This window comes from Streptomyces sp. NPDC055189 (genome assembly GCF_053606765.1).
The window spans coordinates 25,331-50,760 of record NZ_JBSGSG010000002.1; the positions used below are offsets into that span (position 1 = coordinate 25,331).

A 25,430-nucleotide genomic window follows, 5' to 3' on the forward strand; every position below is an offset into this window, starting at 1 on the left:
TCATGACGAAGCCCTGACGTCACCCCCGGAAGCCCGGATCCCTAACTCCACCCGCGCCTGTCGTACCGGTCGCGCCTGCCATGCCTGCCGTGCCGCTCATGCCGGTCGCGCCTGTCGCCCCTGTCGTCCCTGTCGTGCAGACGTGAGCACCACAAACCGCAGCGCCCACCGCCGCGACCTGGCAGCGGCCGGTACCGCGGCGCTACTCGTCGTCGCGGCCGTCATCGTCGGCGCATCCATCGAGCAGGCGGACGGCACACTGCACCTCAACTGGCCACCGCTGTACGCCCGATGGGACCCCCACCTCGGGCCGGGCACACCCGCCGCACTCACCGTCGCCGTCATGGTGATCGCGTACGCCCCCACCGTCATCGCACGGCTCTCCTGGCGGCCCTTTCTCCTCACCGCATGGACCGCCTCCATGGCCTGGATCTGGTCGCTCGCCCTCGTCGACGGCATGCACCGGGGCGTGGCACAGCGGCTGACCACCAAATACGAATACCTCCAGGTCATCGACCGCTTCGAGGACGTACCGGCAGCGTTGCGGGACTTCACCCGTCACATCCTGATCGACTCCCCCGCCCCCTGGCCCGCCCATACGGCAGGTCATCCGCCCGGCGCCACCCTCACCTTCGTCCTCCTCGACCGCATCGGCCTCGGCGGCGGTACCTGGGCCGGGGCCTTTTGCATCACCGCGGGCAGCACCGCCGTGGCGGCCTTCCTGATCACCCTGCGCGCACTGGCCGACGAGGCGACCGCTCGCCGGGCGGCCCCCTTCCTGGCCCTGGCCCCGGCCGCGATCTGGGTCGGCGCCTCCGCGGACGGCTACTTCGCCGCCGTATCGGCGTGGATGATCGCCCTTCTCGCACTGGCGACGACACGTGCGGTCCGCTCCCCCGCGGCAGCGGCCCTCGGCTCGGGCCTACTGTTCGGTCTCGTCTGCTACCTCTCGTACGGCCTGACCCTGTTCACCCTCGTCGTGACCGCCGTCCTGCTGATCACCCGCGCCCCGCGCCCGCTCCCACTCCTCCTCGCGGGAGCAGCCCTCGCCCCGCTCGCCTTCACCCTCGCGGGCTTCAACTGGTGGGAGGCGTACCGCCTGTTGGTCGAGCGCTACCACCAGGGCGCGGGCGGCATCAGGCCGTACGGCTACTTCGTCTGGGCCAACCTCGCCTGCACGGCGCTGGTCATCGGCCCCGCGACGGTGGCAGCCCTCCGCAGGACGGCGACGACCGCCCCCGGCACGATCGGCCGCCTGCGCACCGGCCGGACCACACCCACCGACCACTTGACCGTACTGGTCCTGGCCACACTCCTTGCCTTGCTGGCGGCCGACCTCTCCGGAATGAGCAAGGCGGAAACAGAACGCATCTGGCTGCCGTTCACCACGTTCTTGCCTGCGGCGACGGCACTCCTGCCCACGGTGAGTCGACGCCGCTGGCTCACCGCACAGGCCGTGCTCGCACTGGCACTGAACCACCTGCTGTTCACGGGCTGGTGAGTCATGCCGAGGTTCGTTGAGCGGAGCTTGTGGCGCAGTACGAGCGCAGTACGAGCGCAGTACGAGGCCAGCAACTGCCGAAGCTCACCGCCGGGCCGGGAGCGGGCTGACGGTGTCCGGGGTGTGGCGCCGGGTGAACGCCCACAGCGCCAGCCCCAGCAAACTGAACGCGGCGCCCAGTGCGCATACGGCGCCCCAGCCCGCCAAATCGTAGAGGGTGGTCGCCGTGATGGCACCGGTGGCGCTGCCGATCGAGTAGAAGACCATGTATCCGCCGATCAACCGGCTGCCCGCGTCCGGATGAAGCTCGTAGATCAGGGTCTGGTTGGTGACATGGACCGCCTGCACGGCGAGGTCGAGAAGGATCACCCCGGCGGCCAGGGCCCAGAGTGAGCTGGGGGTGAAGGCCAGGGACAGCCACGAGACGGTGAGCAGCGATAGTGCGACGCCGGTGGTCCGCCGCGAGAGTCCGCGGTCATTGAGGCGGCCCGCCACGGTGGCGGCCAGGGCGCCGGCGACGCCGATGAGGCCCAGCGCCCCGATCGCGCTGTGGGACAGGAAGTACGGCGCCTCGCTGAGCGGCAGCGCGATGCTGCTCCACAAAGTGCTGAACGCGGCGAAGACCAGCAGCCCGAACAAGGCCCGGAGCCGCAGCAGTCGCTCCCGTGCGAACAGGGTGACCGTGGAGCGCAGGAGCTGTCCGTAGCGCAGGGTTGTCGGCGCGGCGCCGCTGCGGCTCGGCAGCACTCGGTACAGGACCAGGGCGAGCAGGGCGGTGAGCGAGGCCGAGGCGAGGTAGACGGAGCGCCAGCCCGCGAGGTCGGCCATGAGGCCGGACGCGGTACGGGCGAGCAGGATGCCGATGACGACGCCGCTGGTGACCAGGCCGACGACCCGCCCGCGTCCGGCGGGCCGGGCCAGTGATGCCGCGAAGGCCACCAACGTCTGCGTGACGACCGCGAGAAGCCCCGTCGCGGCCATGCCCGCGAGCAGGATCACCGCCGTGTGAGCGGTGGCCACCACGACCAACGCCAGTACCAGGAACAGCAATTGGGCCACGATGAGCCGTCTGCGGTCGGCCACGTCGCCGAGCGGTACGAGGAAGAAGAGGCCAAGGCCGTATCCGACATGGGTGAGGGTGACCACGCTGCCGACGAGCGCCGGGCTCATGGCGAGGTCGTGTCCCATGGTCACCAGGAGCGGCTGGGAGAAGTAGACGTTGGCGACAGCGGCCCCGCAAGCGACGGCGAAGAGCGCGACGGCGCCACGGGACAGGACGAACGCGGCGCCTTCCCTGCCGTCTCCGACGTCTTCTATCGCTTCGCGGTCTCCACTCTTCCCGTTGCTTTCGCCATTGCCGGGCATCAGCACCCCTCCCCCGCCTGGTTTCATCTTGCCACCAAAGAGCGAGGGTGACGCTAGCCTTTTTGGTAGCATGTTGCAACCGTCGCGAGAATGAGGGCCCCATGGTGACCAGAACGCGCTTCGACGACAGCGAATGTCCTGTCGCCCGGTCGGTGGACGCGATCGGCGACTGGTGGTCCCTGCTGATCGTGCGGGACGCCTTCGACGGGAGCCGGCGCTTCGGGGAGTTCCAGCGCAGCCTCGGCGTGGCGAAGAACATCCTCACCGCACGGCTGCGCAATCTCGTCGCCGGTGGTGTCCTCGAATCCGTCCCCGCATCGGACGGCAGCGCCTACCGCGAGTACGTACTGACCCCGAAGGGCGAGGCGCTCTTCCCCGTCATCGTGGCGCTGCGGCAGTGGGGCGAACAGAACTTCTTCGCACCCGGCGAACCGCACTCAGAGTTGGTCGACCGCCGCAAGGGGCAACACCTGCGCGCACTCGAAGTGCTGTCCGCGGACGGGCGACGCCTTGACCCCGAAGACACCACCGTCCACAAGGTCTCCGCCCGGTGAGCTAGCCGCCGGTCAGCGGCGATCGGTCCGCTCCCGCGGGCTGCGGCACAGGCGGTCCGGGCGGCACAGGCGGTACAGGTGGGACAGGCGGTTCGGGCAAGGTGCGGAACAGCAGCCAGCTCAGTACGGGCATCAGGACCAGCGGCGCAAGGGCGGTCCGCAGGGACGCCGCGTCGGCGACGCTGCCGATCAAAGGGCTCACCAGACCACCGACGCTGACGGTCAGGCCGAGCGTGATCCCGCTGGCGGTGCCGATACGGGACGGCAAGTAGTCCTGCCCGAGGGTCACTTGGAGCGAGAACGGGACGTACAGACCTGCCGAGGTCAGCGCCACGAACAGATACATCGCCGGGCCGGGCACGAAGACCACGCCCGCCACCGATCCGGCCGTGATCAGGTAGGCCCGTCGCGCGACGGTGACCCGGTCCCAGCGGTTGGCCAGCATGCCGCCGAGCACGGAACCCACCGCGCCACCGAGATAGAGCACGAAGAGCGCCGCGGTACCCGCCGCCGTACTGCCGCCCATGCGTTCCCTCGCGTACAGCGAGAGGAAGGTGCTCAGGCCGACGAAGACGATCGACCGGCACACCACGGCAAGCGACAGCTTCACGAACGACGCCCTGTCGTCCACTCCGGCCGACACCTCCGTACGCGCCCCGACGGCCTTCTGCCGCTCCAGGGCACGCAGCACGGGCAGACACAACACGGCGCCGACCAGCGCCGGAAGGATCAGCAGCGGTGTCAGGCGCAGACCTCCGGTGGCGACAACGGCCGCGACCAGGAGCGGGGCCGCCGCGAAGCCGAGGTTGCCGCCGAGCGAGAACCAGCCCATGGCGCTGTGACTGCCCCGGGCGGCGAGCCGGGCGACCCGCGCCGACTCGGGGTGATAGGCGGCCACCCCGAGCCCGGACACCGCCACGAACACGAGAGTCAGCCCGTACGAGCCGCTCATCCCGCTCGACGCGATGCCGAGACCGCCCAGCAGCGTGCTGACGGGGAGCAACCACGGCATGGCCCAGCGGTCGGTCAGGATGCCGAACAACGGCTGGGCCACCGACGACAGCAGGGAGGCGGCGAGCACGATGCCGGATACCGCGGCATAGCTGTAGGCGCGCTCGGCGACGAAGAACGGCACCAGGGAGGCCACGGCGCCCTGGTACAGGTCGACGCAGGCGTGCCCGGCGGACAACAGGGTGATGGACGCATTCTTTCGCACCCCGTCATCGTCGACTCGGGCCCGCGTGTCGCACTTCCGATAATCTGCCAGCCAATGACGAACATCCGCCACGTACCGGCTGCTCCGACCCGCACCCAGTCGCTGGCGCCCGGCGCCGCGATCGACACCCACCGCCACGACGACCACCAGATCGTCTACGCCGGACGCGGAGTCCTCGCCGTCACCACGAGCGCCGGTTCCTGGGTGGCCCCCGGCACCCGGGCCCTGTGGATCCCGGCCGGCACCATGCACGCCCATCAGGCACACGGTCACCTTCAACTGCACCTGCTGGGACTACCGGCCACCGAGAACCCGCTCGGCCTGGAGACACCGACGGTGCTCGCGGTGGGCCCGCTGCTGCGCGAACTGATCGTCGCCTACACGCGTCCGCCACAGGACGACGGTCCCGAACGGGCCCGACTGCGGGCGGTGTTGCTGGACCAACTACGTGCCTCGCCGCAAGAGCCCCTGCATCTGCCGACACCGACCGCACCCCTGCTGCGGACGCTCTGCGACACCCTGCGCGCCGCCCCTGCGGACAGCCGCACCCTCGCCGAACTGGGCCGCGAGGTGGGGGCGAGCGACCGGACCCTGTCCCGGTTGTTCCGCAGCAACCTCGGCATGACGTTCCCGCAGTGGCGCACCCAGTTGCGACTCCACCACGCACTGGTCCTGCTGGCCGAGGACACACCCGTCACCGCGGTGGCGCACCTGTGCGGCTGGTCGTCGGCCAGCGCGTTCATCGACGCCTTCCGCCGCACGTTCGGCCACACGCCGGGCACGCACGCCAAAGGTTGAACGGACTGGCGAGTCACTGTCGCAAGTGGACCGAAGATGGCGTGACTTGACCTTTACTGACCGTAATATTTCCAGCTTTTCGTCTGCACGTTCGGGCCCCCTCCGCCGCCTTATACATGGAGACGCAAGGTGTCTCCGGCGCCGCGAGGGGGGAATCGCGGCGCCCAACCGCAACAGGTACAGGGGAGGACCCCGTGCAGCAGAGTGCTGCAGCGTGGCTCGTACAGATCGCGCTCGTCATCAGGGTGTTCGGCCCAGATCTCATCCGAGGCAGCCGCCGGATCCTGACCGCCGGCGTCCGCGTCGGGATAACGAACTTGACCAGCTCCGCCCGCCCGAGCCCGCCGGCGCGCTCGGGCGACACCCCTCAGGACACGCCATGAACACGGACAGCGGGGCCGACGAGACCGGCGGAGCGATCGGCTTACCGCGCAACGTCCCCATAGACCAGTGGGACCCCACCGCACAGATGGCTTACTGGGCCTTTCACCAGCAGCACCGCCAGGACTACATGCGCTACGCCTACCTGCAGCTCAGCTCCGACGCCGACGCCGAGGAAGCCGTCGACCTGACCTTCGACCGCGTCATGGACCGCTGGCCGGACATGCTGGAGATGGAGAACCTCGACGGCTACGCCTGGACGGTCCTCAAGCGCCGCATCATCGACATGCACCGCAAGCGCCGGCGCCGCCCCGAGCCGATGGACACCGCCGCCTTCGAAGCCGCCCTGGCCGCCGGCACCGCCGAAGACCCCTTCGACGCCCTGACCGACACCATCGCCCTGTACGGGGCCGTCACCCGCCTCAGCGAGCGCCAGCGTGACGCGATCCTCCTCTACTACGGCATGGGCTACACCTGCGCGAAGGCCGCTGAGCTGATGGGCACCGAAGAAGCCACCGTCCGCTCCCAACTCAGCCAGGGGCGCCGCCGCCTCGCCCGCCTGCTGAACCTCCAGTACCCGGACACCACTTACCGGAAGAGCACCACATGAGCACCACACGGCCCGACCACCGCCGCACCATCGACGACCTGCTGGGCAAGGCCCGCACCCGCGACCGCTACGTCGACTACGACATCGTCGCCGCCGAGACCCGGCTGTGCCAGCGCCAGGCAAACCGCCGGCGCGCGACCGGCGCCCCGTCCGTGCCGGGATGGACACCGGTGTGGACCGAGCCCCGTGTCGACCGCGCCCCCGACGCCGACAACGCCTGCTGGGACCTCAAGGCGGTCAGCCTGCTCATCCTGTTCGGCCCCGAAGTCGACCGGCACCTGAGCGACTTCATCACCGCTCAGTACGCCGACAAGACCGGCGCCCTGGTCTTCGCCTGTTTGCTGCACCTGGCCGACGACACCGAAGGAGCCCGCTTCTGGTGGCGCTTCGCCGCCGGCGCCGGCCACCACGTCGCCGAGTACTGCCTCTTCCTCGAGCATGCCCAGACCGGCGAGTACCACGACGCCGAGCACTGGGGACGCCAGCTCATCCGCCACGACTTCGAACCCACCTACCTCTGCGGGGACCGCGCCACAGCCCCCCTCCTCCTGCCATCCCTCATCGACCAACTCCACGACCACATCACCCAAAGCCAACACCCCGAACTCGGCACTGTCCCACTCCCCCGGCCCCCACTGATCCAGCAACTGCGCCACCTCACCGGACTGTGATGCCCGGCCGGACAAGACGCGACAGCGCATGCCGTCGACACCGAGACGAGTAAGCCCACGCTTCGCCGAGAACGCGAGCCCCGGCTGGGCTGGTGCGAGTGCAGGGCGCCTGTGAATTTCTCACGGGTGCCGCCCCCGCTCGGGTTCATGGATGGCCGCCGGGTGCGGGGCGGCGACCTGCGAGTCGTCGGGGCGGACGAGGCACGGACAGTGTCCGGTCGATCGAGTCTGCTCCTCAGGCCGTTGCTGGCCAAACCTAGAGTCCCCTTCCGGGCAGATGCGTACGGCGCGGTCTCCCCCGCCCCCCGCCTGCGGACATCTCATGAGGATCGGATCGTGGCGTCCGCGAAGTAGCTGTCGGGAAGTAGCTGTCCGGGTGGCCGCCTGGGCCCGCCCGCTCGGCGTACTCACTTGCGGCGTCCAGTGGCAGCTCGAGCCCCGGATAGATGGCTTCACGGAGTATCCGGCCCCTCTGCTCCACGCCTCCTTTGAACACCCGGCGCCCGCTGAGGCGGACGTGCCTGTGCCCCCGGATCAGCGGATCCGGGGGCACAGGGGGTGTCGTCGCGTTCAGAGCCCCATGGAGGCCCGGAACTCGTCGAACGAGACCTTCCGGTCACCGTCGGTGTCGATGGCGTCGATGAGGTCCTGCGCGGCCTCCGCGGTGATACCCGTGTCGCCGAGCTCCACGACGACCTGCCGGTACTCCTCGGCGGTCAACTGTCCGTCCCCGTCGACGTCGTACCGCTCGAAGACCTTCCGCGCCGCGGCTGTCATGTCGACCACTTGATCCCCATTTCCTTGCTGTTTCAAGACCGCCCCCACTCTAGGACCTCCATGCACCCGCTCCCGTCCAGGAGCGGGCCAGCGCTCTCTGGCATCCGGTCTCTCGTCCGACGTGATCTCCGGTATCGGGAAGCGGGCGAGGGAGGCGCGAACGTCACATGGAAGAAGGGCGTCTTCGACGAAAGCGTCGACCTCGACGAGCTCGTTGAAATGTCCTACAGGTCCAAGCCTGTCGGCCCGAACCACGAGGGACACTACGAGCGTTACGTCGATGCAGGCACCTTGGTCGGTCGGACATCCGAGATGACCGGCAAGAAGCCGACATCATGGCTCCTGGTCTCGCAGGACGAGCGGGGAGGCGTCCGCACGATGTACCCGATCGAGAAGCCGGCCGTTTAGCGAGGAGTAGGTAGCGCGGATGGAAATCCATGTGCAGAACCGGTCGCACGAGCGGGTCTCCGAGAAACTGGGGGACGACATCGACGAGAGCTTCCTCTCGGCGTGCCAGGCCGCTCCGGACGGGAGCGTCATGAGCGGCGTCTTCTCCGTCGGCGACACCATGTTCAACGAACTTCAACTGGGGCAGTTCGCGGATGAGCTGAACCAGCTCCCCGATGAGCGGAAGACGGTCACGACCCGGCAGGTGGCCGACATGGCACGGCGGGCGGCAGCCTTGCACGGCTACTTGTTTATCTCCGGCGACTGATCCCGAACGACACTCTGGAGGAAGACGTACCGCATGCCCCTCGTCATCTACGTGGAAGACCAAGTGCACGGCCGCATGGCCAAGACCTACGAGGACCGCAAGGAGACGTTCCTGGCCTTGTGCGAGTCGGCACCGGAGGGAAGCATCCTTCGCGCCGTGCACCGCCACGGCGACACCATGTTCAACGAACTTCAACTGAGGCGGTTTGTATCAGAGTTGAATGCACTGCCGGAGCAGGAGAAGAACAGCACGGTGCGGAAGCTCATCGCGGCGGCCGAGTTCGCGATCGCCTCCTTCGGCTACCTGTATTTCGTCGGGGAGAGTCCGACGGGATTCTCGACACTCGTCCCCCAGCTATAGAGCTGCCGGCATTCCGGCGCGCCTCGGTCCATGCCGGGCCTCATCGCGCACCTCCGCGCTGCGCATGACGACCGCTTCCGACACGGCGGTGACGGCCGGGCCCACGGCGAAAGCAGACTCGTACGTCCTCCAGCGCGCACGCGGCCGAGACGGAGCGCGCGCTCAACAAAAGCGCACCGGTGAGTGGCAGGGACAGAAACATGGCGGCCTCCCGTGATCGCGGCATTGGGCCGCGATCACCACACCCCCCGCTCGAACAAGAGCGGAACGCCCTGATCCGAAGTGACCGACACTGCCGAAGTGCTCACCGACCAGCTCCGAAGAGGCCCGAGAGCTCCAACTCTGTTGTGAAGCAAAGCGGTCGTACACGAGTAAGCATCGTCGGCTCAGGACACGAATCCACGCCAGGTCGCCCCTCAACTCCGTCAGGGACAGTGGCGAGCCGTAGTCCCTCCCCGGCCCCCGAAGTGATGGTTCGAGCGCCTGCACCTCCGCGCCGTGGTCCAGACGGCTGGAGCGAAAGATGCGGTGGTGGGCGTTCACGACTGCGGCATGGCTCCGCCCGGCGCGTTATGCACCGGTCCGGACGGCGAGCGTGAAGGGCGTACAGACAGTGCAGTCGTCAGGAGGTGGAGCGAGCTGCCAGGAGGAGAGCAAGAGGGCCTGCGGGCAGCAGGAAGCGTCCTCGCTCGGCCTCATGCAGTGCAGTATCGAGCGGCCACCAGTCCAGCTTGAAGCCCTGTTCGCTTTCGGTGAGTGCCTGCGCGTCCAAGGAGAGCTGCTGGGCCGCCAGGAACAGGTCGATGCGGGCCGTTGAGGCGAGCGTCATGGCGTAGCTGCCCAGGTGTTTCCAGGGGGAAGCGGTGACGCCGGCTTCTTCCTTGAGTTCACGGCGGGCGCAGGTGGCCGCGTCCTCGTTGTCCTCGCGACGACCGCCCGGCAGGAACAGGTATTCGCCGCCGTGTCTGGGAAAGTGCGCGCTGAGGATCGCGACGTGGTGGTCGTCGTCGACCGCCGCGACCACGGAAGCGTCGCGCGTGGGTGCATCGCTCATGGGCGGTGAGCGTAGCGGTCATGGCTGGACCCATGCGGCGTACGGCACGGAGGTCACGCTGGGATGCGCGATGCCCCGGCCGTTAAAGCCGTCGTCGCCGTAGGCGTCTCCGTGGTCGGCGCACACGATGATCAGCCACGATCGGGCAGCGGTGAGCTGATCGACGAGCCGGCCCAGATGCGCATCGGCGTAGGCCAGCGCCGCTTGTTGGGAGGAGACGGTGTCGGTGCTCTGGCCGAGGTAGTGACCATGCGGGACGTGCGTCGCGCTTACGTTGATGAACAGGTAGAGCGTGTGCCGCGTGAAAACCCGGGTTCGGGCCACTGAGCTGGAGCATTCTTTCGCGGGAGCGGTGTCAGACCGAGGATGATCGGAGTCCATGCGGTGGTCATGGATCTACCTGCTGACACGAAGGGCACTGAAGCTGGCAAGCTTACGGCTGATGGGCAGCGCGGCCAAGGACGTCGAACTGCTCGTGCTGCAGCATCAGCTCGCCGTGCTCCAACGTCAAGTCGGCCGCCCGAAGTCAGAACCAGGAGATCGGGTTCTGCCGGCGGCCCTGTCGAGACTGTTGCCCAGAGAGTGTTGGAGCAGCTTCTTCGTCACCCCGGCGACACTGCTCCGTTGGCACCGGGAGCTGATCGCCGACAAGTGGACCTACCCTCACAAGAAACCGGGTCGGCCACCGATATCAGAGGAGACACGGGAGTTGATCCTGCGCCTCGCGAGGGAGAACCCTCTGTGGGGTCACCGGCGCATGCAGGGCGAACTGGCGCGGTTGGGCGTCACCGTCTCCGCCGCTACCGTCCGGTCAGCACTGCGGAAGGCAAACGTCCCGCCCGCGCCCCAACGGGCACGCGACGCCTGGTCCACCTTGCTGCGCGCGCAAGCCTCCGGACTACCCGCGTGCGACTTCTTCCACGTCGACACCGCGTTCCGCCGGAGGTTGTACGTGCTGTTCACAGTGGAAGTTTCAACGCGCCGGGTGCACATCCTCGGCGTCACCGACCACCCCAACCGGGGCTGGGTGACCCAGCAGGTCCGCAACCTGCTGATGGACCTGATGACCAGGTCGACCGGTTCCGGTTCTTCCTGCGCGATCGGGACGGGAAGTTCTCCGACGCCTTCGACACTGTCCTCGCAAGCGCGGGCGTACAGGTCTCCTCACACCACCGAGATCGCCGAAGGCGAACGCCTTCGCGGAACGCTGGGTCGGCACCGTCCGCCGTGAATGCACCCGTTCGCGAACCGCGTCCGCCGCACACAGCTACTCAGCGGCCTCATCAACGAGTACCAACAAGCACCTGACAGCAGGTAGACAAACGGCCTGGTCATCGGTCCGAACCAGGGTTTTCACGCGGGACAAGAACGCGCCCGGCGTTCTCTCGCCGGCCAACGGCCGGGCGGTGGCGGCGAACAGCACCCGCAGCGGCCCGGATCCCAGCCGGTCTCGGGCCCGGAGCGGCGAGGACTTCGCCGGCATCCGCCAGGACCCCCACCCGCCGACCCCACGCAGCCCCGCAACCAGATGGCGCAGCACCTCGAGATACGGGGCCGGCGAGCACAACGCCGGACCGGGCCACCAGCCGGGCGGGAAGCAGCCTTCTGCGATGCTCGGTCCGGCCGCACGCGGCCACCACCCGATCACCCAGACCCGGCGGATACATCCAGGTCAACGCCCAAGGACCCGATGACTCAGGAACACTCTCGGTCACCGACCCCTGACGCCCTGCGATCAGACTTCGCCGCCCACTAAAGCAACAGCATTGCCTTTAGCGCTCACCTCAAATCTACGTAGAGAGGTTCACGCGCCGCCGCGCCCCGCAGCGTCCTGCCAATACACCAGGTTATTCCGGGTGGTGAGGGTGTCGGGGTGGTCAGGGCCAATTACGCGGGTTCGGTCCTCCAGCAACTCAGCGAAGGCGGTCGCGGCTCCAGCCGGGTCCCCCGCTTTACCCCTCCAGTACGCCAGGTTGTGCCGGGTGGTGAAGGCGTGGGGGTGGTCAGGGCCCAGCACGCGGGTTCGATCCTCCAGCAACTCAGCGAAGGCGGTCGCGGCTCCAGCCGGGTCCCCCGCTTTACCCCTCCAGTACGCCAGGTTGTGCCGCGCGCTGAGGGTATGGGGGTCATCGGGGCCCAGCACCCGGTACAAGTCGTGCAGGAGTTCATCGAAGGAGGCCACCGCCTCAGCAGTGTTCCCAGCCTCTCCTCTCCAGTGCGCAAGATTGTGCCGGGCGATGAGGGTGTCGGGGTGGTCGGGACCCAGTACGCGGATCCGGTCCCGCAGCGATGCCGAGAAGTCGGCCGCAGCTCCCGAGGGGTCTCCCGCCTCCCCTCGCCACCGGTCCCGGTTGTGGCGGGTGATGAGGGTGTCGGGGTGGTCGGGACCCAGTACGCGGACTCGGTCCCCCAGCAACTCGGCGAAGGCAGTTGCGGCTCCAGCGGGATCCCCAGCTTGGCCCTGCCACCGGGCCAGGTGGTGTCGGGAGGTGAGCGTATCGGGGTGGTCGGGACCGAGCCGCAGGCTGGTTGTGGTGGTGAGATGAGCAAAGTGGTCACGTGCAGTGATGGTGTGGCCAGCTTCTCCGATACTGCGGCCGACGAGGTATAGCACCTCGTGAGCGTCGGGTCGGTAAAGCGCCTCGTTGGCACAAGCGGTGAGTACGGTGGTGTTGGCGCGCAGGTGCTGTTCGAGGGTGGTCTCGCGTGGCACCTCGGGCCAGACGGCGGTCAGGGCGTCGGCGGCGGTACGGGCTAGTTGGTCGTAGCGATCGGTGGGCAGGGGATCGCGGACGGCGCGTTGGATGAGGTTGTGGACCCGTACCGTCTGATGGGCGGTGGTGGAGCCAGGGTCGGCAGTGGTGTCGAGCAGGCATAGCCGGTGGAGTGCCCTCAGCGCGCCGACCGCGTCCTCGGCACTGACCGAGACCGGGTTCTGGCGGCGGGTGTGTGGGGTGGTTCGTTCTTCGGTGAGATGGGTCAAGGCGGGTGGGCTGGTCAGGACGGCGGTGGGGATGCCGTTGGGGTCGAGCATCGCAGTCAGCTGCAGCATCGGGCGGGCCAGGCCCGCCGGGCGGAGAGTGTTGGCGCGGTCGATGGACAAGGACCAGGCGGCAGAGACAGTGGCAGCTTGGTCGTCAGGCAGGGCGCCGGGCTCGGGCAGGACGTCGTCCAAGGTGCGGGCGCGGTCGGACAACTGCTTGCGGTAGTTGACACAGTCCGCCCGGGCACAGGGGGCCGGGCACGAGAGCAGGCAGTCGATCGGCAGGAACTCCGCTTGCGTATCAGCTTCGTTGAAGCGAGCGTTGTTGAGATAAGCGGCGGCCTGGGCCAGGGCCAGAGGGAGCCTGCCTAGGTCTCGGGTCAGGGCGTGGATGTGCGCGGGCGGGTCGGCGCGGCCGTGGTTGGCGAGGGCAGCAGTGAGGTAGGTGTCGGCCTCGGCCTCAGTGAACAGGCCCACATCGACGCGACGGCGTGAGCCGCTGGTCAGCACGGAGTCCCGACGGCGGGTGGTGACCAGGGTCTCGCCGAGGGAACTGCTCGGGGGCCACAGGCCCCGTAGATCGGCGGGGTCGGTGAGATCGTCCAGCACTACCATCCACCGGCACCCCGGACTCTCGCTGGCTGTGGAGGCCGGGTTGGGTTCCAGCCAGGCCAGGAACTCCTCCGCAGCCTGTTCCGGGCGGTCGGGGTCTGCGCCGAGCACGGCGGCGCCGGCCGTGGCGTAAGCGGCGACGATCGCCTCACGGGTGGCTGCGGTGATCCAGAGGAGCAGGTCGACTTGTCCGGCGCGCCAAGCCTGGCGGGCGTGGTGGGCCGCGAGCTGTGTCTTGCCGACCCCTCCGGCCCCCGCAAGAATCTGGCACAGCACCGCCGCACCCACCTCGGCCACCGCAGCATCCAACGAGCCGACCGGGCCTCGGTCCTGGAAGCAGTCCGCCTGGCGCGGGATCCTGCCCACCAGGTACGGCCAGGACACAGGCGGCCGCGGTGCAGCGTAGTGCTTCACCGTCCCGGCCTGGCCGACCACCATGCTGTGGTCCTGCGCGAAGAGCGAAGTCTTTGCTGTGATGTTCAGGGCTTGATTGATGCCGGGTGCGGTCAGCCCTGGCTCGGGCCCGGCGGCGGAGGGTTTCCGATGGCTACATCGCCCATCCTCAAAGCGGCCGCAGCTCGATCGTGGGCCTGAATGTGCGCGCTTCCGCCAAGAGCGATGCCCTCACCTGCAGCCGAGACGCCACTGCGGGCCTGATGGACCAGGGCTACCAACTCACGCAACTGGGCGGCTGTTTGTACGCGGTCGACGTCGTCCAGGTCCTCCAACAGGTCCTCGAACCGGGTCCGCCAGGAGGCTTCTACCCCAGCCCGTACCGAATGGGACTCCTCTGGGTCGGCGCTGTCCAGCTCGGTGGCCGACCGGTCAAGGCGGTCCAACGTCCCTTGGAGGACATCCGACAGGTTGCCCCTGCTAAAGAGGCGGGCCACCCGCACCCGGAACCCCGCCCACGCATCTGTCCCCGCGGCCGACGCCACAGCTGCACCGGCCGCCGAAGCCAATGCAATCAACGCCTGATCCAACATGCGATCCCCCTCGCAGCGCCCTTCCTGCAAGCCAGCAGCCCCTCATTGTTTCTGGGTGAAAGTGTATCCACGGGGGCGCACCTGGGACCGGGTCGGTATCTCCCTTTAACGAAGAACGCGGGGTCGCACTCTCAACAAGCGGGCGGCCCCGCGTCAGTTGCCCCAGCCCCCACTTCACTGAGGAACGACGCGTAGCAGACCCGGCGTCCTGGCGCGAACAATCCGAGAGCTCACTCTGCAGAAGAACACGATCGTGCGGCGGCACAAGAGCCGCCCCACACAGGGAAAGTATCCGAGCAGACTCCCACCAAGGATGACGATCCCCGGGTGTCCTGCTCGAAATTACAGTTCGGTGCCGTGAGCTGCTGCGATGCCGTTCCATCAGACAGCGCGGTGGTACTCGTTGATCAAGCCGCCAAGGACGGGATATCGCCGGATCCGGTGGTCCTCCAGGTCGTGGACAGTGGCCGGGAAGGGTGATTCGGTTGTGTTTGGGGGAAGTTGCCACCGCGACTGGTGAGGCCGGTGCCCGTTGAAATGCTGAAGGTATTCGGTCAGTACCTTCACAGCATGGGCCTCGTTGTAGATCAGGATCCGATCAAGAAGCTCACGGCGCAGGGTGCCCACGACTCTCTCGTCAATCGCGTTCGCCTTCGACTGTGGTTGCCCGAAACTCGGCTACCCCAGCTGACTTGGCCTTGCGGTCGAGGTCAGGCGTGGCGAGATCCTGGGGCATGACTCTGCGACTGCTGTATCTGACCTTCTTGAAGGCCCTGGGATGGATTGCGCTGCTGGCGCGATCGGAGGCTTCCAAGAACGCGGAGGTCCTCGTACTGCGGCATCAGCTTGCAGTGCTCCGCCGTCAGGTCCTCCGGCCCCAGCCCTCGTGGGCGGACCGGGCAGTGATCGCGGCGCTGTCCCGGCTGCTGCCCAAGGACCAGCGAGGGCATCTGTTCGTCACCCCGGGTACGCTGCTGCGCTGGCACTCCGACCTGGTCAAGCGCCGCTGGACCTACAAACGCCGAGGCCCAGGCCGATCGCCGACCCCGCCCACCGTGCGGGAGCTGGCACTGCGGATGGCCGCGGAGAACCCGCACTGGGGATACCGCCCGATCACGGGTGAGCTGGCTGGGCCGGGTTGTCCGGTTGACGCCGCGACGGTATGGGCGATCCTGAAGAGGGCCGGGGTCGACCCGGCACCCCGCTGCTTGGGCCCGACCTGGGCACAGTTCCTGCGCAGCCAAGCTTCAGGGATCCTCGCGGTGGATTTCTTCCACGTGGACACCGTCCTGCTGCGGCGCCTGTACTGCATGGTGGCCATGGAGATCTCCACCCGCCAAGTGCACCTGCTTGGCGTCACTGCCCATCCGACCGGCGGTTGGGCAGTCCAGCAGGCACGTGAGCTCCTCATGGCACCGGACGACCGCGTCGACCGAGTCAGGTTCCTGATCAGGGACAGGGACGCGAAGTTCACCGACGCCTTCGACGCCGTCCTCGCGTCCCAGGCCGTGCAGGTCCTGCTCACTCCGGTCCGAGCACCTCAGCCGAACGCGTACATCGAGCGCTGGATAGGCGGCTGCCGCCGGGAACTCCTCCACCGCACACTAATCATCAACGAACGGCACCTGCGCAACGTACTGGCCACATACGAAACGCACTTCAACACCCACCGCGCCCTCCACCAAGCAGCACCCCTGCGACCACTCCCCAGCCCGGTCGACCCTGACCGTGAGGTCGTCCGTCGTGATCTACTCGGCGGGATAATCCACGCATACACCCAGGCCGCATAGGGCGGCCCAGTTGCGGGCACCCACAAGCGGCTCCCGCTCCCAGATTTGCTCCCAAAAACGAAGTAGGGGCCATCCGAAGATGGCCCCTACCTGCGACGTTTCCGTCGGGACGACAGGATTTGAACCTGCGACCCCTTGACCCCCAGTCAAGTGCACGATTCCGGTTCGGAGTTCTGAAGCCCCGTTGGCGCCCGTACGACGCCGTACGTGGAAGTACAGCGCCGCTGGGCCCTCTACCGGCCAATCCCCCACCTAGTGGGTGTCTGAGAAGGGTAGGTCAGTGTCGGGCTCTTTCCACGCGGTGCAGTAGGAGCATGATGGTGGCCAGGTAGACGGCGTTCTCCTGACTGGCGGCTAGTGGGTGTCTGAGAAGGCCCTCCAGGGCAGGTGCCTTGGTAGTTCCCGCACTTCGGGGAGGTGGGGATGGCCGATCGGCGTGCATACCCGACGGATCTCACTGATGCCGAGTGGGCGGTGCTCGAACCGCTGGTTCCGCCGCCGAAGCCAAACGGCCGGCCGCCCAAGCATCCGCGCCGTGAGCTGATCGACGCCCTGGCGTACTGGCTGCGGGCCGGCTGCGCCTGGCGCTTGCTGCCGCACGACTTCCCGCCCTACCAGACCGTCTACCACTACTGGCGGCAGTGGCGCATCGAGGGCCGCTGGGAGGAGGTTCTCGACGCTTTGCGCGCTCGCGAACGAGCTGGTCAACGCCGGGAAGCAACCCCGAGCGCCGGGGTCTTGGACAGCCAGAGCGTCAAGGCCACCGAGCGGGGCGGTTGGCATGGCTACGACGGCGGCAAGAAGGTCCTGGGCATCAAGCGGCATCTCATGGTCGACACACTCGGCCTGGTCATGGCCGTGTGCGTCAGCCCCGCCAACATCAGCGACCGCGACGGGGCAGCAGTCCTGCTGGCCCGATGCGCGGGCAAGTTCCCGCACCTTCGGCACCTGTGGGCGGACCAGGGTTACCGCGGCCGCGAGTTCCTGGCCTGGGTACAGGGCGAGACCGGCATCACCGTCCAAATCGTGCAGCGGACGGATGGCGCCTTCCGGCGGACCTGGGCCAGGGCCGACGCCGCACCACGCGAGGTGCCGATGTTCCAGGTGGTGCCACGTCGTTGGGTGATCGAGCGGAGTTTCGCCTGGCTGGGCCGGTATCGAAGGCTGTCCAAAGACTACGAATACCTAGCCGCCAGTCAGGAGAACGCCGTCTACCTGGCCACCATCATGCTCCTACTGCACCGCGTGGAAAGAGCCCGACACTGACCTACCCTTCTCAGACACCCACTAGTGAACTAGCTCTCGTGGCATGGCCGTCCGGGATAGGTAGCGTAGGTCTCTGCGTTGACCTCACGCAGTCGTCGAACGGCCTGTGCCGAGGATTCGGGCGATGAGAAGTACACCGGTATGTTCAGCGTCAGGTCGAACACGACATCCTCGTCCCCCTGTCTCCAGATGACCCAGTTGGGTGGCGTCTCCGGCGCAGAATCTGTGGCCGTGCCGCAGTTGGTCGATATGAGCAGGTTCCGCGGCTGTGCGCGTTCAGGGGACACGGGATCGACTCCGTTCTTCTGGGACGCATGTCGGTCCGTGGTGGCTCGGACACGACGTCCGATGTGGGTGAGGAGCGGCGGTGGTGGAAACCGGGGATCTGTTTTGGTTTCACGTCGACAGGCCGGAGGGAAAGTCGTGACGCGGTCGCCCTCAGGCGATGTCCAGAGTGGCCGTCGCGCGGCTTCGCTGCTCGAAGTAGCGAAGCAGGATCAGGGCCAGGGCCGCATAGCCGACTGCCAGTACGCCTTCGACTGCGAGATCCCGCCAGATGACGGAGTAGGAGGCTCCCGCGAAGAGCCCGCGGAGGGCGTCGATTGCGTGGGACATGGGGGTCACAGTCGCGACGGCCTGCATCCAGCCGGGCATGGCCTCGTGCGGGAGGTTCGCGCCGCTGAAGAGAATCAGCAGGGTGAAGGCCATGTTCGAGACGACGGAAGCGTCTCTAACCCGGAGCGAGAGAGCTCCCAGGGCCAGACCGAAGAAGGCGCAGGAGACCGCTGCCACCACGAAGATGACGGCTACGCCGCCGAGTACGGACAGCGGCAGCTCGATCCCTAGAGTCTGCGACCCCACCACCAGCATGAAGACCATGACCAGGAAGCCGTTGCCCACGTAGGGCAGTACACGACCGCCCCAGAGGGGGACTCGGGCTCGTGGGCTGAGGAGGACCATTCCAAGGGTCCCGCAGCGTCGCTCCTTGGATACGGCCATTACTCCGCCGTACACGCAGGACACGCTTGCCGCGAGCACGGTGTTCCCGATGAGGTAGAAGCGGTCGTCTGCCACTCCCAGCGTTCGGCCGACGTGGACGAAGAAGAAGATCTGGAAGAGCGGACTGACGATCAGGGTTCCGATGAAGATCGGAGGGTTCGTCCAGTTGAAGAGGGCGCGATAGGACATCGCGCCGCCCAGGAACACCAAGCGCACGGTACGGGTAAAGGTACTCACCGGCTGTCTCCACTCATGTCAGTGCCAGCGTCCCTGCCTGGCGGGCACGCTTTTCGACCCACTTCAAGGCCACGAAGGCGATCAGCATGTAGACGCAGCCCAGCCCGAGGGCCAGGGCTGCCGGCAGGGCAACTGCGCCTCCCCCGGTGGCGGCTTGGACGGCTCGCGCGGCCCAGCTGGTGGGCAGCGCCCACGTCACCGCGTGTGTCCAGCCCGGAAGCGTTGTGGTGGACACGAGCATGCCGGACAGCATCCACACCGGGTAATCCAGTGCGTTGGCCATGGCGTTGGCGTTGCGGAGCAGGACGAAGGTGGAGGCCAGGAACATGCCCAGCATGCCCAGGGCGACCACGCACACGATCAGCGCGGGGGCGAACAGCACTGGTGAGGCGGGGGCCAGCGGGACTCCGAAGAGCAGAGTGCCCCAGGCGATGGTGGCGAACATGGAGTACATCCCCACCAGTGACGAGGCCAAGGTGATGGGGAGCAGCACCAGGAACAGCCGGGTGGGAGCGATCACCAGTGACTCGAGGGTCCCCATCCACCGCTGGTCCTGGATCGCGCCGCCGGAACCGAAGAGCACTGAGGACCAGACGCCCATCAGGCCGGCGCCGACTGCTGCCTGCAAGAGGCGGTCGGGGTGTCCGCCGGCGCGGAAGAGGTAGACCGCCAGGGTGGCGTAGATGACCGGTGCGAACAGCGCGACGACGAGGTCGACACCTGACCGGGACAGGTGCAGCAGGTGCGTGCGGGCACCGACAGTAACGAGCCGACGGAACTGGGTGAGGGCTCTGGTCATGCCGGAGCCTTCGAGGCGTCGTCAGCCTGCGCGATGACGGCGACGTAGGCGTCCTCGAGCGTAGGTTCCCGAGTCGTGATCCGGCCGGTCCGTACATCGGCGAGGGACGAGATCACCGCGCTGTGCCCCTCAGGCGAGGGCCTGACATGGACCTGAAGGACGTCGGTCATGCCGCCGGGCTCGAGGCTAAGCCGTTCGACACCGGGTAGCCTGCGCAGCGTGTCCAGGTGGGTGTCGTTCAGGGTTTGTCGTACCTCGATCTCCACGACGTCGAGCTTGCGCACACGATCCTTGAGCTCGGCCGGGGTTCCCTCGGCCTCGATGACGCCGTTGTTGATGACGGCGATTCGATCGCAGAGTTCATCTGCTTCCGCCATGTAGTGCGTCGTCAAGATGACGGTGATGCCGGTGGCAGCCAGGTCGGCCACCATGGCGCGCAACTCCCGCCCCGCGACGGGGTCGACACCGATGGTCGGCTCGTCCAGGAAGAGCACCTCGGGCCGGTGCAGCAGGCCCCGCGCGATGTGCAGCTTCTGGCGCATGCCGCGTGAGTAGCCTTCGACGCGTTCCTGCTCACGGCCCTTCAGTCCCACGGCCTCCAGCATTTCGGGAATCCGGGTCTTTTGCTCCCGGGGGTCCACGCCGTACAGCTCTGCGAAGTAGCGGAGGTTGTCGAGTGCGGAAAGCCGTTCGTACAGCCCCTTGTCGCCGCCGAAGACGTATCCGATCCGCCGACGGACCGGTACAGGGTCGCGGGCCACGTCGTAGCCAAGTACCGAGGCGCGGCCCGCTGTCGGCAGCAGGAGGGTGTTGAGCATCTTGATCGTGGTGGTCTTGCCTGCCCCGTTCGGGCCCAGCAGACCGAAGAGCTCCCCCCGGGCGACCTGGAAGGACACGCCGCGCACGGCCTCAATCACCAAGCGCTTGGGCCTGAGCCAACCGGTCTTGGTCTCATAGGACCGGCGCAGTCCGTCGGTCTCGATCGCGAAATCTGAGGTGTGCATCGGGTCATGACCGTTCTGTGATGGTCGGAGGGACGGGCGTGGGGCCCGCCGATACCAGCAGTCCCAGGTCGAGACACTCCGTCAGAAGGGACTCCAGCGCCTCGGGGGTGGTGCCTGCGGAGGCGCAGATCTGGTGCACGGTGCTTGTCCCGTCGAGGTTGCGCAGGAACGCCAGCCACGGCTCCTCGCCGTCCAGGACGTACTCCAGCGAGCCGTCGACAGCGATGTACCAGGTCGTTTCGTCGGCGCCCCTCAGCAGGACGGCGTTGTCCGCGAGGACCAGACGGCTGAGCTCATCCCAGCGTGGTGGCCCGGCCGTCAGCGCCACGGCCTCGGCGGCCTCAGTCTCCCCGTCCACGGCGTACGTCTTGCGCACCGGTGGAAGCAGCGGCTCGGATGCGATGGGAGGATCGGGCAGGTCGGCGGTCATCCGGTCCAGCAAACAGAGGTTGACCAGCGGCAGAAGCCGTTCCACCTGCCCGGAGAGGGGAGCGTGCTCTAGGCGGCGCAGAAGTGCGTACACGCGGTCGGCGTTCAGGTATTCCTTGCCCCGGGGACTGGCTAGGGCCTCCTCCAGGAGTGCATAGCCGTTCTGCGCGAGCATGGAGATGAACGTCCGGTGGGTGTGCTGGACGCCTTCGCCGTAGAAGAAGGGGACCTTGGGACGGTGGACGACGTCCCGGGGGAGCAGGTCACCCACCGCCTCTCTCACGATGGCCTTGTCCCACAGCAGCCGCTCACGGCGCTGGGGCGGGATGCCGGCCACGAGCTCGAAAAGCCGCCGATCGAGGAAGGGAACGCGGGCCTCGATACCGCTGCCGGCGGCGGTGCGGTCCTCGTGCCAGCAGTTGTACTGCGTCACGTCGCGCATCTTCGCGGCGACGAAGAGGGCGTAGGGGTCCCGGCCGCGCTGGTCGTGACGGGCACTCAGGGCATCCTCGGACAGCAGCCCCGCCTCGGCACCCTCCCACCAGACGTCCAGCGCCCGCGGGCCGCTCTGCAGCCGTGCCCGGCGGTCCATGTCTCCCAGAGCCGTCATGAAGCCGTTCCACCCCTGGCCTCCGGAGGCCAGCACGGAGTACCCGCCGCAGAACTCGTCTGCAGCGGCGCCGAGCAACATGCCCTTGATCCCGGGGTGCTGGGATCGCACATGCCGGTGGAGCTCGTGCTTGTAGTACTGCTCGGGGCCGCAGGTCGGCATCTCGGTCAGCCACAGGAGGCGCTTCCACTCCATCGCGGAGGGGATGTGCGATGCCTCGAAGAGGATCTGGTGGTTGGGTACACCGAGCGTTTCGGCCACCCTGCGTGCGAAGGCGGCGTCTTCATTGGCGATCGTGGAACCGTTGAGAACGGTGAACGTCTCCAGTGAGGCGGTGCCCGAGGCCAGGGCGGCGACCGCTGCGGAATCTACGCCACCGCTGAGGAAGAGCCCGATGGAGGCGTCGGCCGTGGCGCAGTCGCGCACCGAGTCGGCCAGGAGCTCGCGGAACTCTGCGATGACGTCACGGTCGTCGCGTTCGGCGAACGCCGGATCGCCCATGAAATCCGGAGGGGTCCAGTACCGGTGTTCGCGGGTGGCGCCGTCGGCGAGATCGATCTCGATGATCGTCGCGGCGGGCACGGACTCCACTCCGTCGAACCAGGTCGTGGGCGCCGAGGTGTCCAGGGCGGGCGACGAGGTGAGGGTCGGGCTCGTCAGGGCTTCGTCCCAGGCGACCCGGCGCGGGCAGGCGGGATCCGAGAACAGGGCCTTGATCTCCGAGGCGAAGACGATCCGCTCTCGGTTCCGGCTGTAGTAGAGCGGCTTCACACCGAAGTGGTCCCGGGCCATCACCAGGACGTTGCGGCGCCGGTCCCACAGGACCAGTCCGAACATCCCGCGCACCTCGTCGAGGAAGGACAGGCCCTTCTCCTGGTAGAGGTGCACGAGCACTTCGCAGTCGGACCCGCCGCGCAACTCCCTGCCGCGGGCGGGCAGTCTGGCGGCCAGCGCGCGGTGGTTGTAGATCTCGCCGTTGGCGATCAGGACGATCGATCCGTCGGCGCTGGTCAAGGGTTGACCGCCGCCCGCGGGGTCCACCAGCGACAGCCGGGTGAAGGCGAAGCCGACGGCTCCGTCCCGCAGGAGCTCCTCGGCGTCGGGGCCGCGATGGGCCAGGGTCCGCGCCATGGTCTCAAGGACGACGTCAGCACCGGCGTCCAGATGCCGCCCGTCGATACGGGCAAGCCCGCCCAGTCCGCACATTTCCCTTCACCTTTCCCCGGCAAGCAGTGCTCACCTGCTCGTGCCGATGGGAGTGCCGTTCCCGAGGAATCTGGGAACGGCACTCCCATCTCGCATCACTTGCTGGTCTTCAGAACAGTCGTGATGTCGATCTTGTTGGCCTGCGGCTTCTCGTACTTCTTCATTCGAATACACCTCCTTTTCCCGGTGAATTTCCGGCCGCCGAGATTACCCCGTGCAGCAGAATGCGCTGATCGTATGCGTGTCGTAAACGATGGCGCAAGAGGATGATCGGAGAAATTACGAGCCGCTGCCTAAAGAATTCCAGGCATGCCGCAATCACCTCTCGATATTGAATCCGGGAGGTGTAATTGCAGGGCGCACGGTCAGCGAATGGCCGCCTCTTCGAAATGGTCGCGCGTCTCGGAGTCGTCCAGCGCGCCGATTTCGGTGAAGTATCGGACTGTGGAGACCGATCCGTTCCTGATGCGGCGCTGCACCTCGGAGTCCGGATAGGACTCCTCCAGGGTCTGCGCCACCTGGTCGGTTGTCAGTCCGCAGGCGAAGAGCCCCCGGGCCAGATGGGCGTAGTCCGGTTCGAGGAAGGCCGCGATGAGGCGCGGCACCAGAGCGCCGGCCATCCGCCCCTGTTGGGCATTCAACGCAGGCCAGAAGTGGTAGAGGAGGCTCTTGAAGTATGCGTGGTGGCGGCCCTCGTCCTCCGCGTGATCCGCCACCACTTCGCGCACGGCTGGGGGCAGTCTGCGGTCCTTGGGAAGATCCGAGAGGAGCGCCGAGACAAGGGTTTCGCTCACCACCGCGAACAGTAGCCCGCTCAGCGCCCGGCCGTCGCTGTCCAGCCCGGCTTCGATCTCGGCGAGCCGGCGCAGGAAAGACGGCTCATGGTTCGGAAGGGCCCGTACATCCGTCGCCGACTCAATCTGGCAAATCAAGTCGTAGGAGAACTGCGCATGCCAGGCTTCATCGGTGGAAATCTTGAAAGCGTCCATGCGCATCCGCCCAGGAAGGTCGAGACCGCTCCGCCCCAGGCTGATGTCGGAGGTTATCGGCACCACTGCCGTCATCTCCAGGTCGACGGTGAAGCTCAGATAGGAATAGAGCTGCTGCACGAGAAATTCGTTCACCCCGGACGGCCCGGCCGTTTCCGCCAGCAAGGGGTGGGATGCCGCTGGCACCAATTCAGGCGGAAAATAGAGCTGCTGGGCGCCATCCTGTTCGTGAGTGAAATGCCTGCTCGGTTTGATGCGGACGCTCGCCCGGTCGTCCCATTTACCGAACGCGCTCCGGTACCCGGGCGGATGCGGACCGGCGCCGCCCCGCGACGGCTCCGGCATCCGCTCCCGTATCGCCGCCAGTTCGGACAGCGTCCGGCGCCGGTATGTCCTCGCGGGGTTCACGAGATGCGCATTTCGATGCCGATGAAGCCTGCGTCGGCCAGTTCCGTCAGCACGACCGCAGCGTCGGTCCCTGCCTCATCGGCCTGTATCCCGTACTCCGCGGCGAGCAGCTCACCGATCCGCTGGACACAGCTCACCCCGTCGACCCGGCGGAAGACGAAGGCGGCGGCCTCGGTGAGTTCGAGAGCGTCTTCACCCCGAGCGATCAGAACCTGCCCGCGGATGTTCCTGAAACGCACGTCCAGCCGGGGGACCGGCACAGAGGAGGAAAGCATCACTGGCGTCAGACCTGCACTTCCATGGCCATCCGCTTGCAGAGCCAAGCGGTCTCCCGTACCCATGTCTCCGGCGCGGCCGGATCGAAGGTGCGCATCGTCTCGACCTTCCAGTACTCCTCGTACGGGAGCTCGTTCGGATGCACGCTCGCAAGCCGACGCGCCCTCCACTTGGTGTTCAGCCGCCCGAGCTCACCGTGGGACGCGAGCACGGCATCCACGGCGTGCCCGAAGGCGGTGCGAGCCGAGAGCACCGCACTGTCCACATCACCCGCTTCGAGCTGTCCCACGGCGTCGATGACGTAGTCGTCGGCGAGGCTGAGGCACTCGGTCGTCACGAATGCCCGGAACGCGGACTCCTCGATCTCCTTCTGGCGCTGCAGAATCCAGTCGGTACCGGTGAGGGGGACGCAGGTCAGCATCCGGTCGAGGAACTTCTCCTCCTCGCGGTTGAGACGCTGGCCCACCAGGGTGGAGCCGTCGAACTCGCTCCAGTGCACTTTCTCGATCATCTGATCCACCTGGCCGTCGAGCCAGTACTTGAGCTCCCAGGCAAGGCCGCCCGTGCGAAATCCCTCGGTCGTGACGGTGTCCGGTGTGAGCGGCACCCGAATGAGCCCGTGGTCGCCGCTGGCCCAGGGCTCACGCGTCACGATGCAGACGTCGGCGTCGCTCAACGCGTTGCCCCAGCCTCTGGCCTGGGAGCCGACGACGAAGGCGGCTTCGTACCGCTCGGGTAGCAGTCCCCGGCTGTTCAACTCGTCGAGGCAGCTCGAGAAATCGATACTCATGCGGCAGTTGGCCTTCGGTCTCGTCGCGGGTGTGGATGTCTGGA

The 25,430-nt window shown here is 67.4% G+C and carries 25 protein-coding genes, 1 tRNA gene and 1 pseudogene; 11 read left to right on the forward strand and 16 right to left on the reverse strand.

The window, feature by feature from the left end:
- The first annotated feature begins 142 nt into the window (after positions 1-142).
- The gene (locus tag ACWFR3_RS01900; RefSeq protein WP_453732550.1) at positions 143-1,501 is read left to right on the forward strand and encodes a hypothetical protein; all 1,359 of its coding nucleotides are present in this window, start codon (positions 143-145) and stop codon (positions 1,499-1,501) included.
- Positions 1,502-1,585: 84 nt separating this feature from the next.
- Here the strand turns inward: ACWFR3_RS01900 and ACWFR3_RS01905 are convergent, their stop codons facing one another.
- On the reverse strand, positions 1,586-2,866 hold the full coding sequence (locus tag ACWFR3_RS01905; protein WP_453732551.1) for an MFS transporter: 1,281 nt from the start codon (positions 2,864-2,866) through the stop codon (positions 1,586-1,588).
- 101 nt (positions 2,867-2,967) lie between these two features.
- Here ACWFR3_RS01905 and ACWFR3_RS01910 point away from each other — a divergent pair, with 101 nt between their 5' ends.
- Positions 2,968-3,420 (forward strand): winged helix-turn-helix transcriptional regulator, encoded by a 453-nt coding sequence (locus tag ACWFR3_RS01910; RefSeq protein ID WP_453732552.1) that lies wholly within the window; start codon positions 2,968-2,970, stop codon positions 3,418-3,420.
- Between the two features lies 1 nt (position 3,421).
- Here ACWFR3_RS01910 and ACWFR3_RS01915 read toward each other — a convergent pair whose 3' ends face one another.
- Positions 3,422-4,636, reverse strand: a complete 1,215-nt coding sequence (locus ACWFR3_RS01915) for an MFS transporter (protein ID WP_453732553.1) — start codon at positions 4,634-4,636, stop codon at positions 3,422-3,424.
- Positions 4,637-4,690: 54 nt separating this feature from the next.
- On the opposite strand from ACWFR3_RS01915, the gene ACWFR3_RS01920 reads away from it, so the two are divergent.
- The 3 genes from ACWFR3_RS01920 to ACWFR3_RS01930 all read left to right on the forward strand — a co-directional run bounded on the left by ACWFR3_RS01920 (position 4,691) and on the right by ACWFR3_RS01930 (position 7,096).
- The gene (locus ACWFR3_RS01920) at positions 4,691-5,434 is read left to right on the forward strand and encodes an AraC family transcriptional regulator (RefSeq protein WP_453732554.1); all 744 of its coding nucleotides are present in this window, start codon (positions 4,691-4,693) and stop codon (positions 5,432-5,434) included.
- A gap of 379 nt (positions 5,435-5,813) precedes the next feature.
- Complete coding sequence (locus tag ACWFR3_RS01925) at positions 5,814-6,425, forward strand: RNA polymerase sigma factor (protein ID WP_453732555.1); 612 nt, start codon at positions 5,814-5,816, stop codon at positions 6,423-6,425.
- Positions 6,422-7,096, forward strand: a complete 675-nt coding sequence (locus tag ACWFR3_RS01930) for a hypothetical protein (RefSeq protein WP_453732556.1) — start codon at positions 6,422-6,424, stop codon at positions 7,094-7,096. Before ACWFR3_RS01925 ends, ACWFR3_RS01930 begins: the two co-directional genes overlap by 4 nt.
- A 570-nt stretch (positions 7,097-7,666) precedes the next feature.
- Here the strand turns inward: ACWFR3_RS01930 and ACWFR3_RS01935 are convergent.
- Positions 7,667-7,873 carry an EF-hand domain-containing protein gene (locus ACWFR3_RS01935; RefSeq protein ID WP_453732790.1) on the reverse strand — a complete coding sequence of 69 codons (207 nt, stop codon included), beginning with the start codon at positions 7,871-7,873 and terminating at the stop codon, positions 7,667-7,669.
- Between the two features lie 60 nt (positions 7,874-7,933).
- Here ACWFR3_RS01935 and ACWFR3_RS01940 point away from each other — a divergent pair, with 60 nt between their 5' ends.
- Genes ACWFR3_RS01940 through ACWFR3_RS01950 form a run of 3 tightly spaced genes read left to right on the forward strand, consistent with a single transcriptional unit; the run spans position 7,934 to position 8,948 of the window.
- Complete coding sequence (locus tag ACWFR3_RS01940; protein ID WP_453732557.1) at positions 7,934-8,281, forward strand: hypothetical protein; 348 nt, start codon at positions 7,934-7,936, stop codon at positions 8,279-8,281.
- Positions 8,282-8,300: 19 nt separating this feature from the next.
- The gene (locus ACWFR3_RS01945) at positions 8,301-8,588 is read left to right on the forward strand and encodes a hypothetical protein (protein ID WP_453732558.1); all 288 of its coding nucleotides are present in this window, start codon (positions 8,301-8,303) and stop codon (positions 8,586-8,588) included.
- Between the two features lie 33 nt (positions 8,589-8,621).
- A complete protein-coding gene (locus tag ACWFR3_RS01950) occupies positions 8,622-8,948 on the forward strand; it encodes a hypothetical protein (protein ID WP_453732559.1) in 327 nt (108 codons plus the stop codon).
- A 622-nt stretch (positions 8,949-9,570) separates the two neighbouring features.
- On the opposite strand, the gene ACWFR3_RS01955 is transcribed toward ACWFR3_RS01950, so the two are convergent.
- Together ACWFR3_RS01955 and ACWFR3_RS01960 are read right to left on the reverse strand one after the other, a co-directional pair.
- Positions 9,571-10,002 (reverse strand): NUDIX hydrolase, encoded by a 432-nt coding sequence (locus ACWFR3_RS01955; protein WP_453732560.1) that lies wholly within the window; start codon positions 10,000-10,002, stop codon positions 9,571-9,573.
- An 18-nt stretch (positions 10,003-10,020) separates the two neighbouring features.
- Positions 10,021-10,326 carry a sulfatase-like hydrolase/transferase gene (locus ACWFR3_RS01960; protein ID WP_453732561.1) on the reverse strand — a complete coding sequence of 102 codons (306 nt, stop codon included), beginning with the start codon at positions 10,324-10,326 and terminating at the stop codon, positions 10,021-10,023.
- Positions 10,327-10,444: 118 nt separating this feature from the next.
- Here ACWFR3_RS01960 and ACWFR3_RS01965 point away from each other — a divergent pair, with 118 nt between their 5' ends.
- Positions 10,445-11,233 (forward strand): helix-turn-helix domain-containing protein, encoded by a 789-nt coding sequence (locus ACWFR3_RS01965; RefSeq protein ID WP_453732562.1) that lies wholly within the window; start codon positions 10,445-10,447, stop codon positions 11,231-11,233.
- 36 nt (positions 11,234-11,269) lie between these two features.
- Here ACWFR3_RS01965 and ACWFR3_RS01970 read toward each other — a convergent pair whose 3' ends face one another.
- The 3 genes and pseudogenes from ACWFR3_RS01970 to ACWFR3_RS01980 form a co-directional block, all read right to left on the reverse strand.
- A complete protein-coding gene (locus ACWFR3_RS01970) occupies positions 11,270-11,650 on the reverse strand; it encodes a transposase domain-containing protein (protein WP_453732563.1) in 381 nt (126 codons plus the stop codon).
- A gap of 156 nt (positions 11,651-11,806) precedes the next feature.
- Positions 11,807-13,894 carry a tetratricopeptide repeat protein gene (locus ACWFR3_RS01975; protein WP_453732564.1) on the reverse strand — a complete coding sequence of 696 codons (2,088 nt, stop codon included), beginning with the start codon at positions 13,892-13,894 and terminating at the stop codon, positions 11,807-11,809.
- Between the two features lie 1,070 nt (positions 13,895-14,964).
- A pseudogene (locus ACWFR3_RS01980) lies at positions 14,965-15,228 on the reverse strand (integrase core domain-containing protein); the annotation flags it as partial.
- An 89-nt stretch (positions 15,229-15,317) separates the two neighbouring features.
- Here ACWFR3_RS01980 and ACWFR3_RS01985 point away from each other — a divergent pair.
- Positions 15,318-16,373 (forward strand): integrase core domain-containing protein, encoded by a 1,056-nt coding sequence (locus ACWFR3_RS01985; protein WP_453732565.1) that lies wholly within the window; start codon positions 15,318-15,320, stop codon positions 16,371-16,373.
- Positions 16,374-16,477: 104 nt separating this feature from the next.
- On the opposite strand, the gene ACWFR3_RS01990 is transcribed toward ACWFR3_RS01985, so the two are convergent.
- Positions 16,478-16,557 (reverse strand) — tRNA-Pro (locus ACWFR3_RS01990).
- Positions 16,558-16,796: 239 nt separating this feature from the next.
- Between ACWFR3_RS01990 and ACWFR3_RS01995 the strand changes: the two genes are divergently transcribed.
- Entirely contained in the window at positions 16,797-17,639 is an 843-nt protein-coding gene (locus ACWFR3_RS01995; RefSeq protein WP_453732566.1) for an IS5 family transposase, read from the forward strand.
- A gap of 438 nt (positions 17,640-18,077) precedes the next feature.
- Here the strand turns inward: ACWFR3_RS01995 and ACWFR3_RS02000 are convergent, their stop codons facing one another.
- From ACWFR3_RS02000 to ACWFR3_RS02030, 7 genes are all read right to left on the reverse strand, one after another.
- Positions 18,078-18,875, reverse strand: coding sequence for an ABC transporter permease (locus ACWFR3_RS02000; protein ID WP_453732567.1), 798 nt, complete (start codon positions 18,873-18,875; stop codon positions 18,078-18,080).
- Between the two features lie 13 nt (positions 18,876-18,888).
- Positions 18,889-19,674, reverse strand: a complete 786-nt coding sequence (locus tag ACWFR3_RS02005; RefSeq protein ID WP_453732568.1) for an ABC transporter permease — start codon at positions 19,672-19,674, stop codon at positions 18,889-18,891.
- Positions 19,671-20,678 carry an ABC transporter ATP-binding protein gene (locus ACWFR3_RS02010; protein WP_453732569.1) on the reverse strand — a complete coding sequence of 336 codons (1,008 nt, stop codon included), beginning with the start codon at positions 20,676-20,678 and terminating at the stop codon, positions 19,671-19,673. The genes ACWFR3_RS02005 and ACWFR3_RS02010 overlap by 4 nt, the downstream gene beginning before the upstream one ends.
- A gap of 4 nt (positions 20,679-20,682) precedes the next feature.
- A complete protein-coding gene (asnB, locus tag ACWFR3_RS02015) occupies positions 20,683-22,923 on the reverse strand; it encodes an asparagine synthase (glutamine-hydrolyzing) (RefSeq protein ID WP_453732570.1) in 2,241 nt (746 codons plus the stop codon).
- Positions 22,924-23,288: 365 nt separating this feature from the next.
- Entirely contained in the window at positions 23,289-24,320 is a 1,032-nt protein-coding gene (locus tag ACWFR3_RS02020) for a diiron oxygenase (RefSeq protein ID WP_453732571.1), read from the reverse strand.
- On the reverse strand, positions 24,317-24,643 hold the full coding sequence (locus ACWFR3_RS02025) for a PqqD family protein (RefSeq protein ID WP_453732572.1): 327 nt from the start codon (positions 24,641-24,643) through the stop codon (positions 24,317-24,319). Before ACWFR3_RS02025 ends, ACWFR3_RS02020 begins: the two co-directional genes overlap by 4 nt.
- Complete coding sequence (locus ACWFR3_RS02030; RefSeq protein ID WP_453732573.1) at positions 24,604-25,386, reverse strand: hypothetical protein; 783 nt, start codon at positions 25,384-25,386, stop codon at positions 24,604-24,606. The genes ACWFR3_RS02025 and ACWFR3_RS02030 overlap by 40 nt, the downstream gene beginning before the upstream one ends.
- Positions 25,387-25,430: the final 44 nt, after the last annotated feature.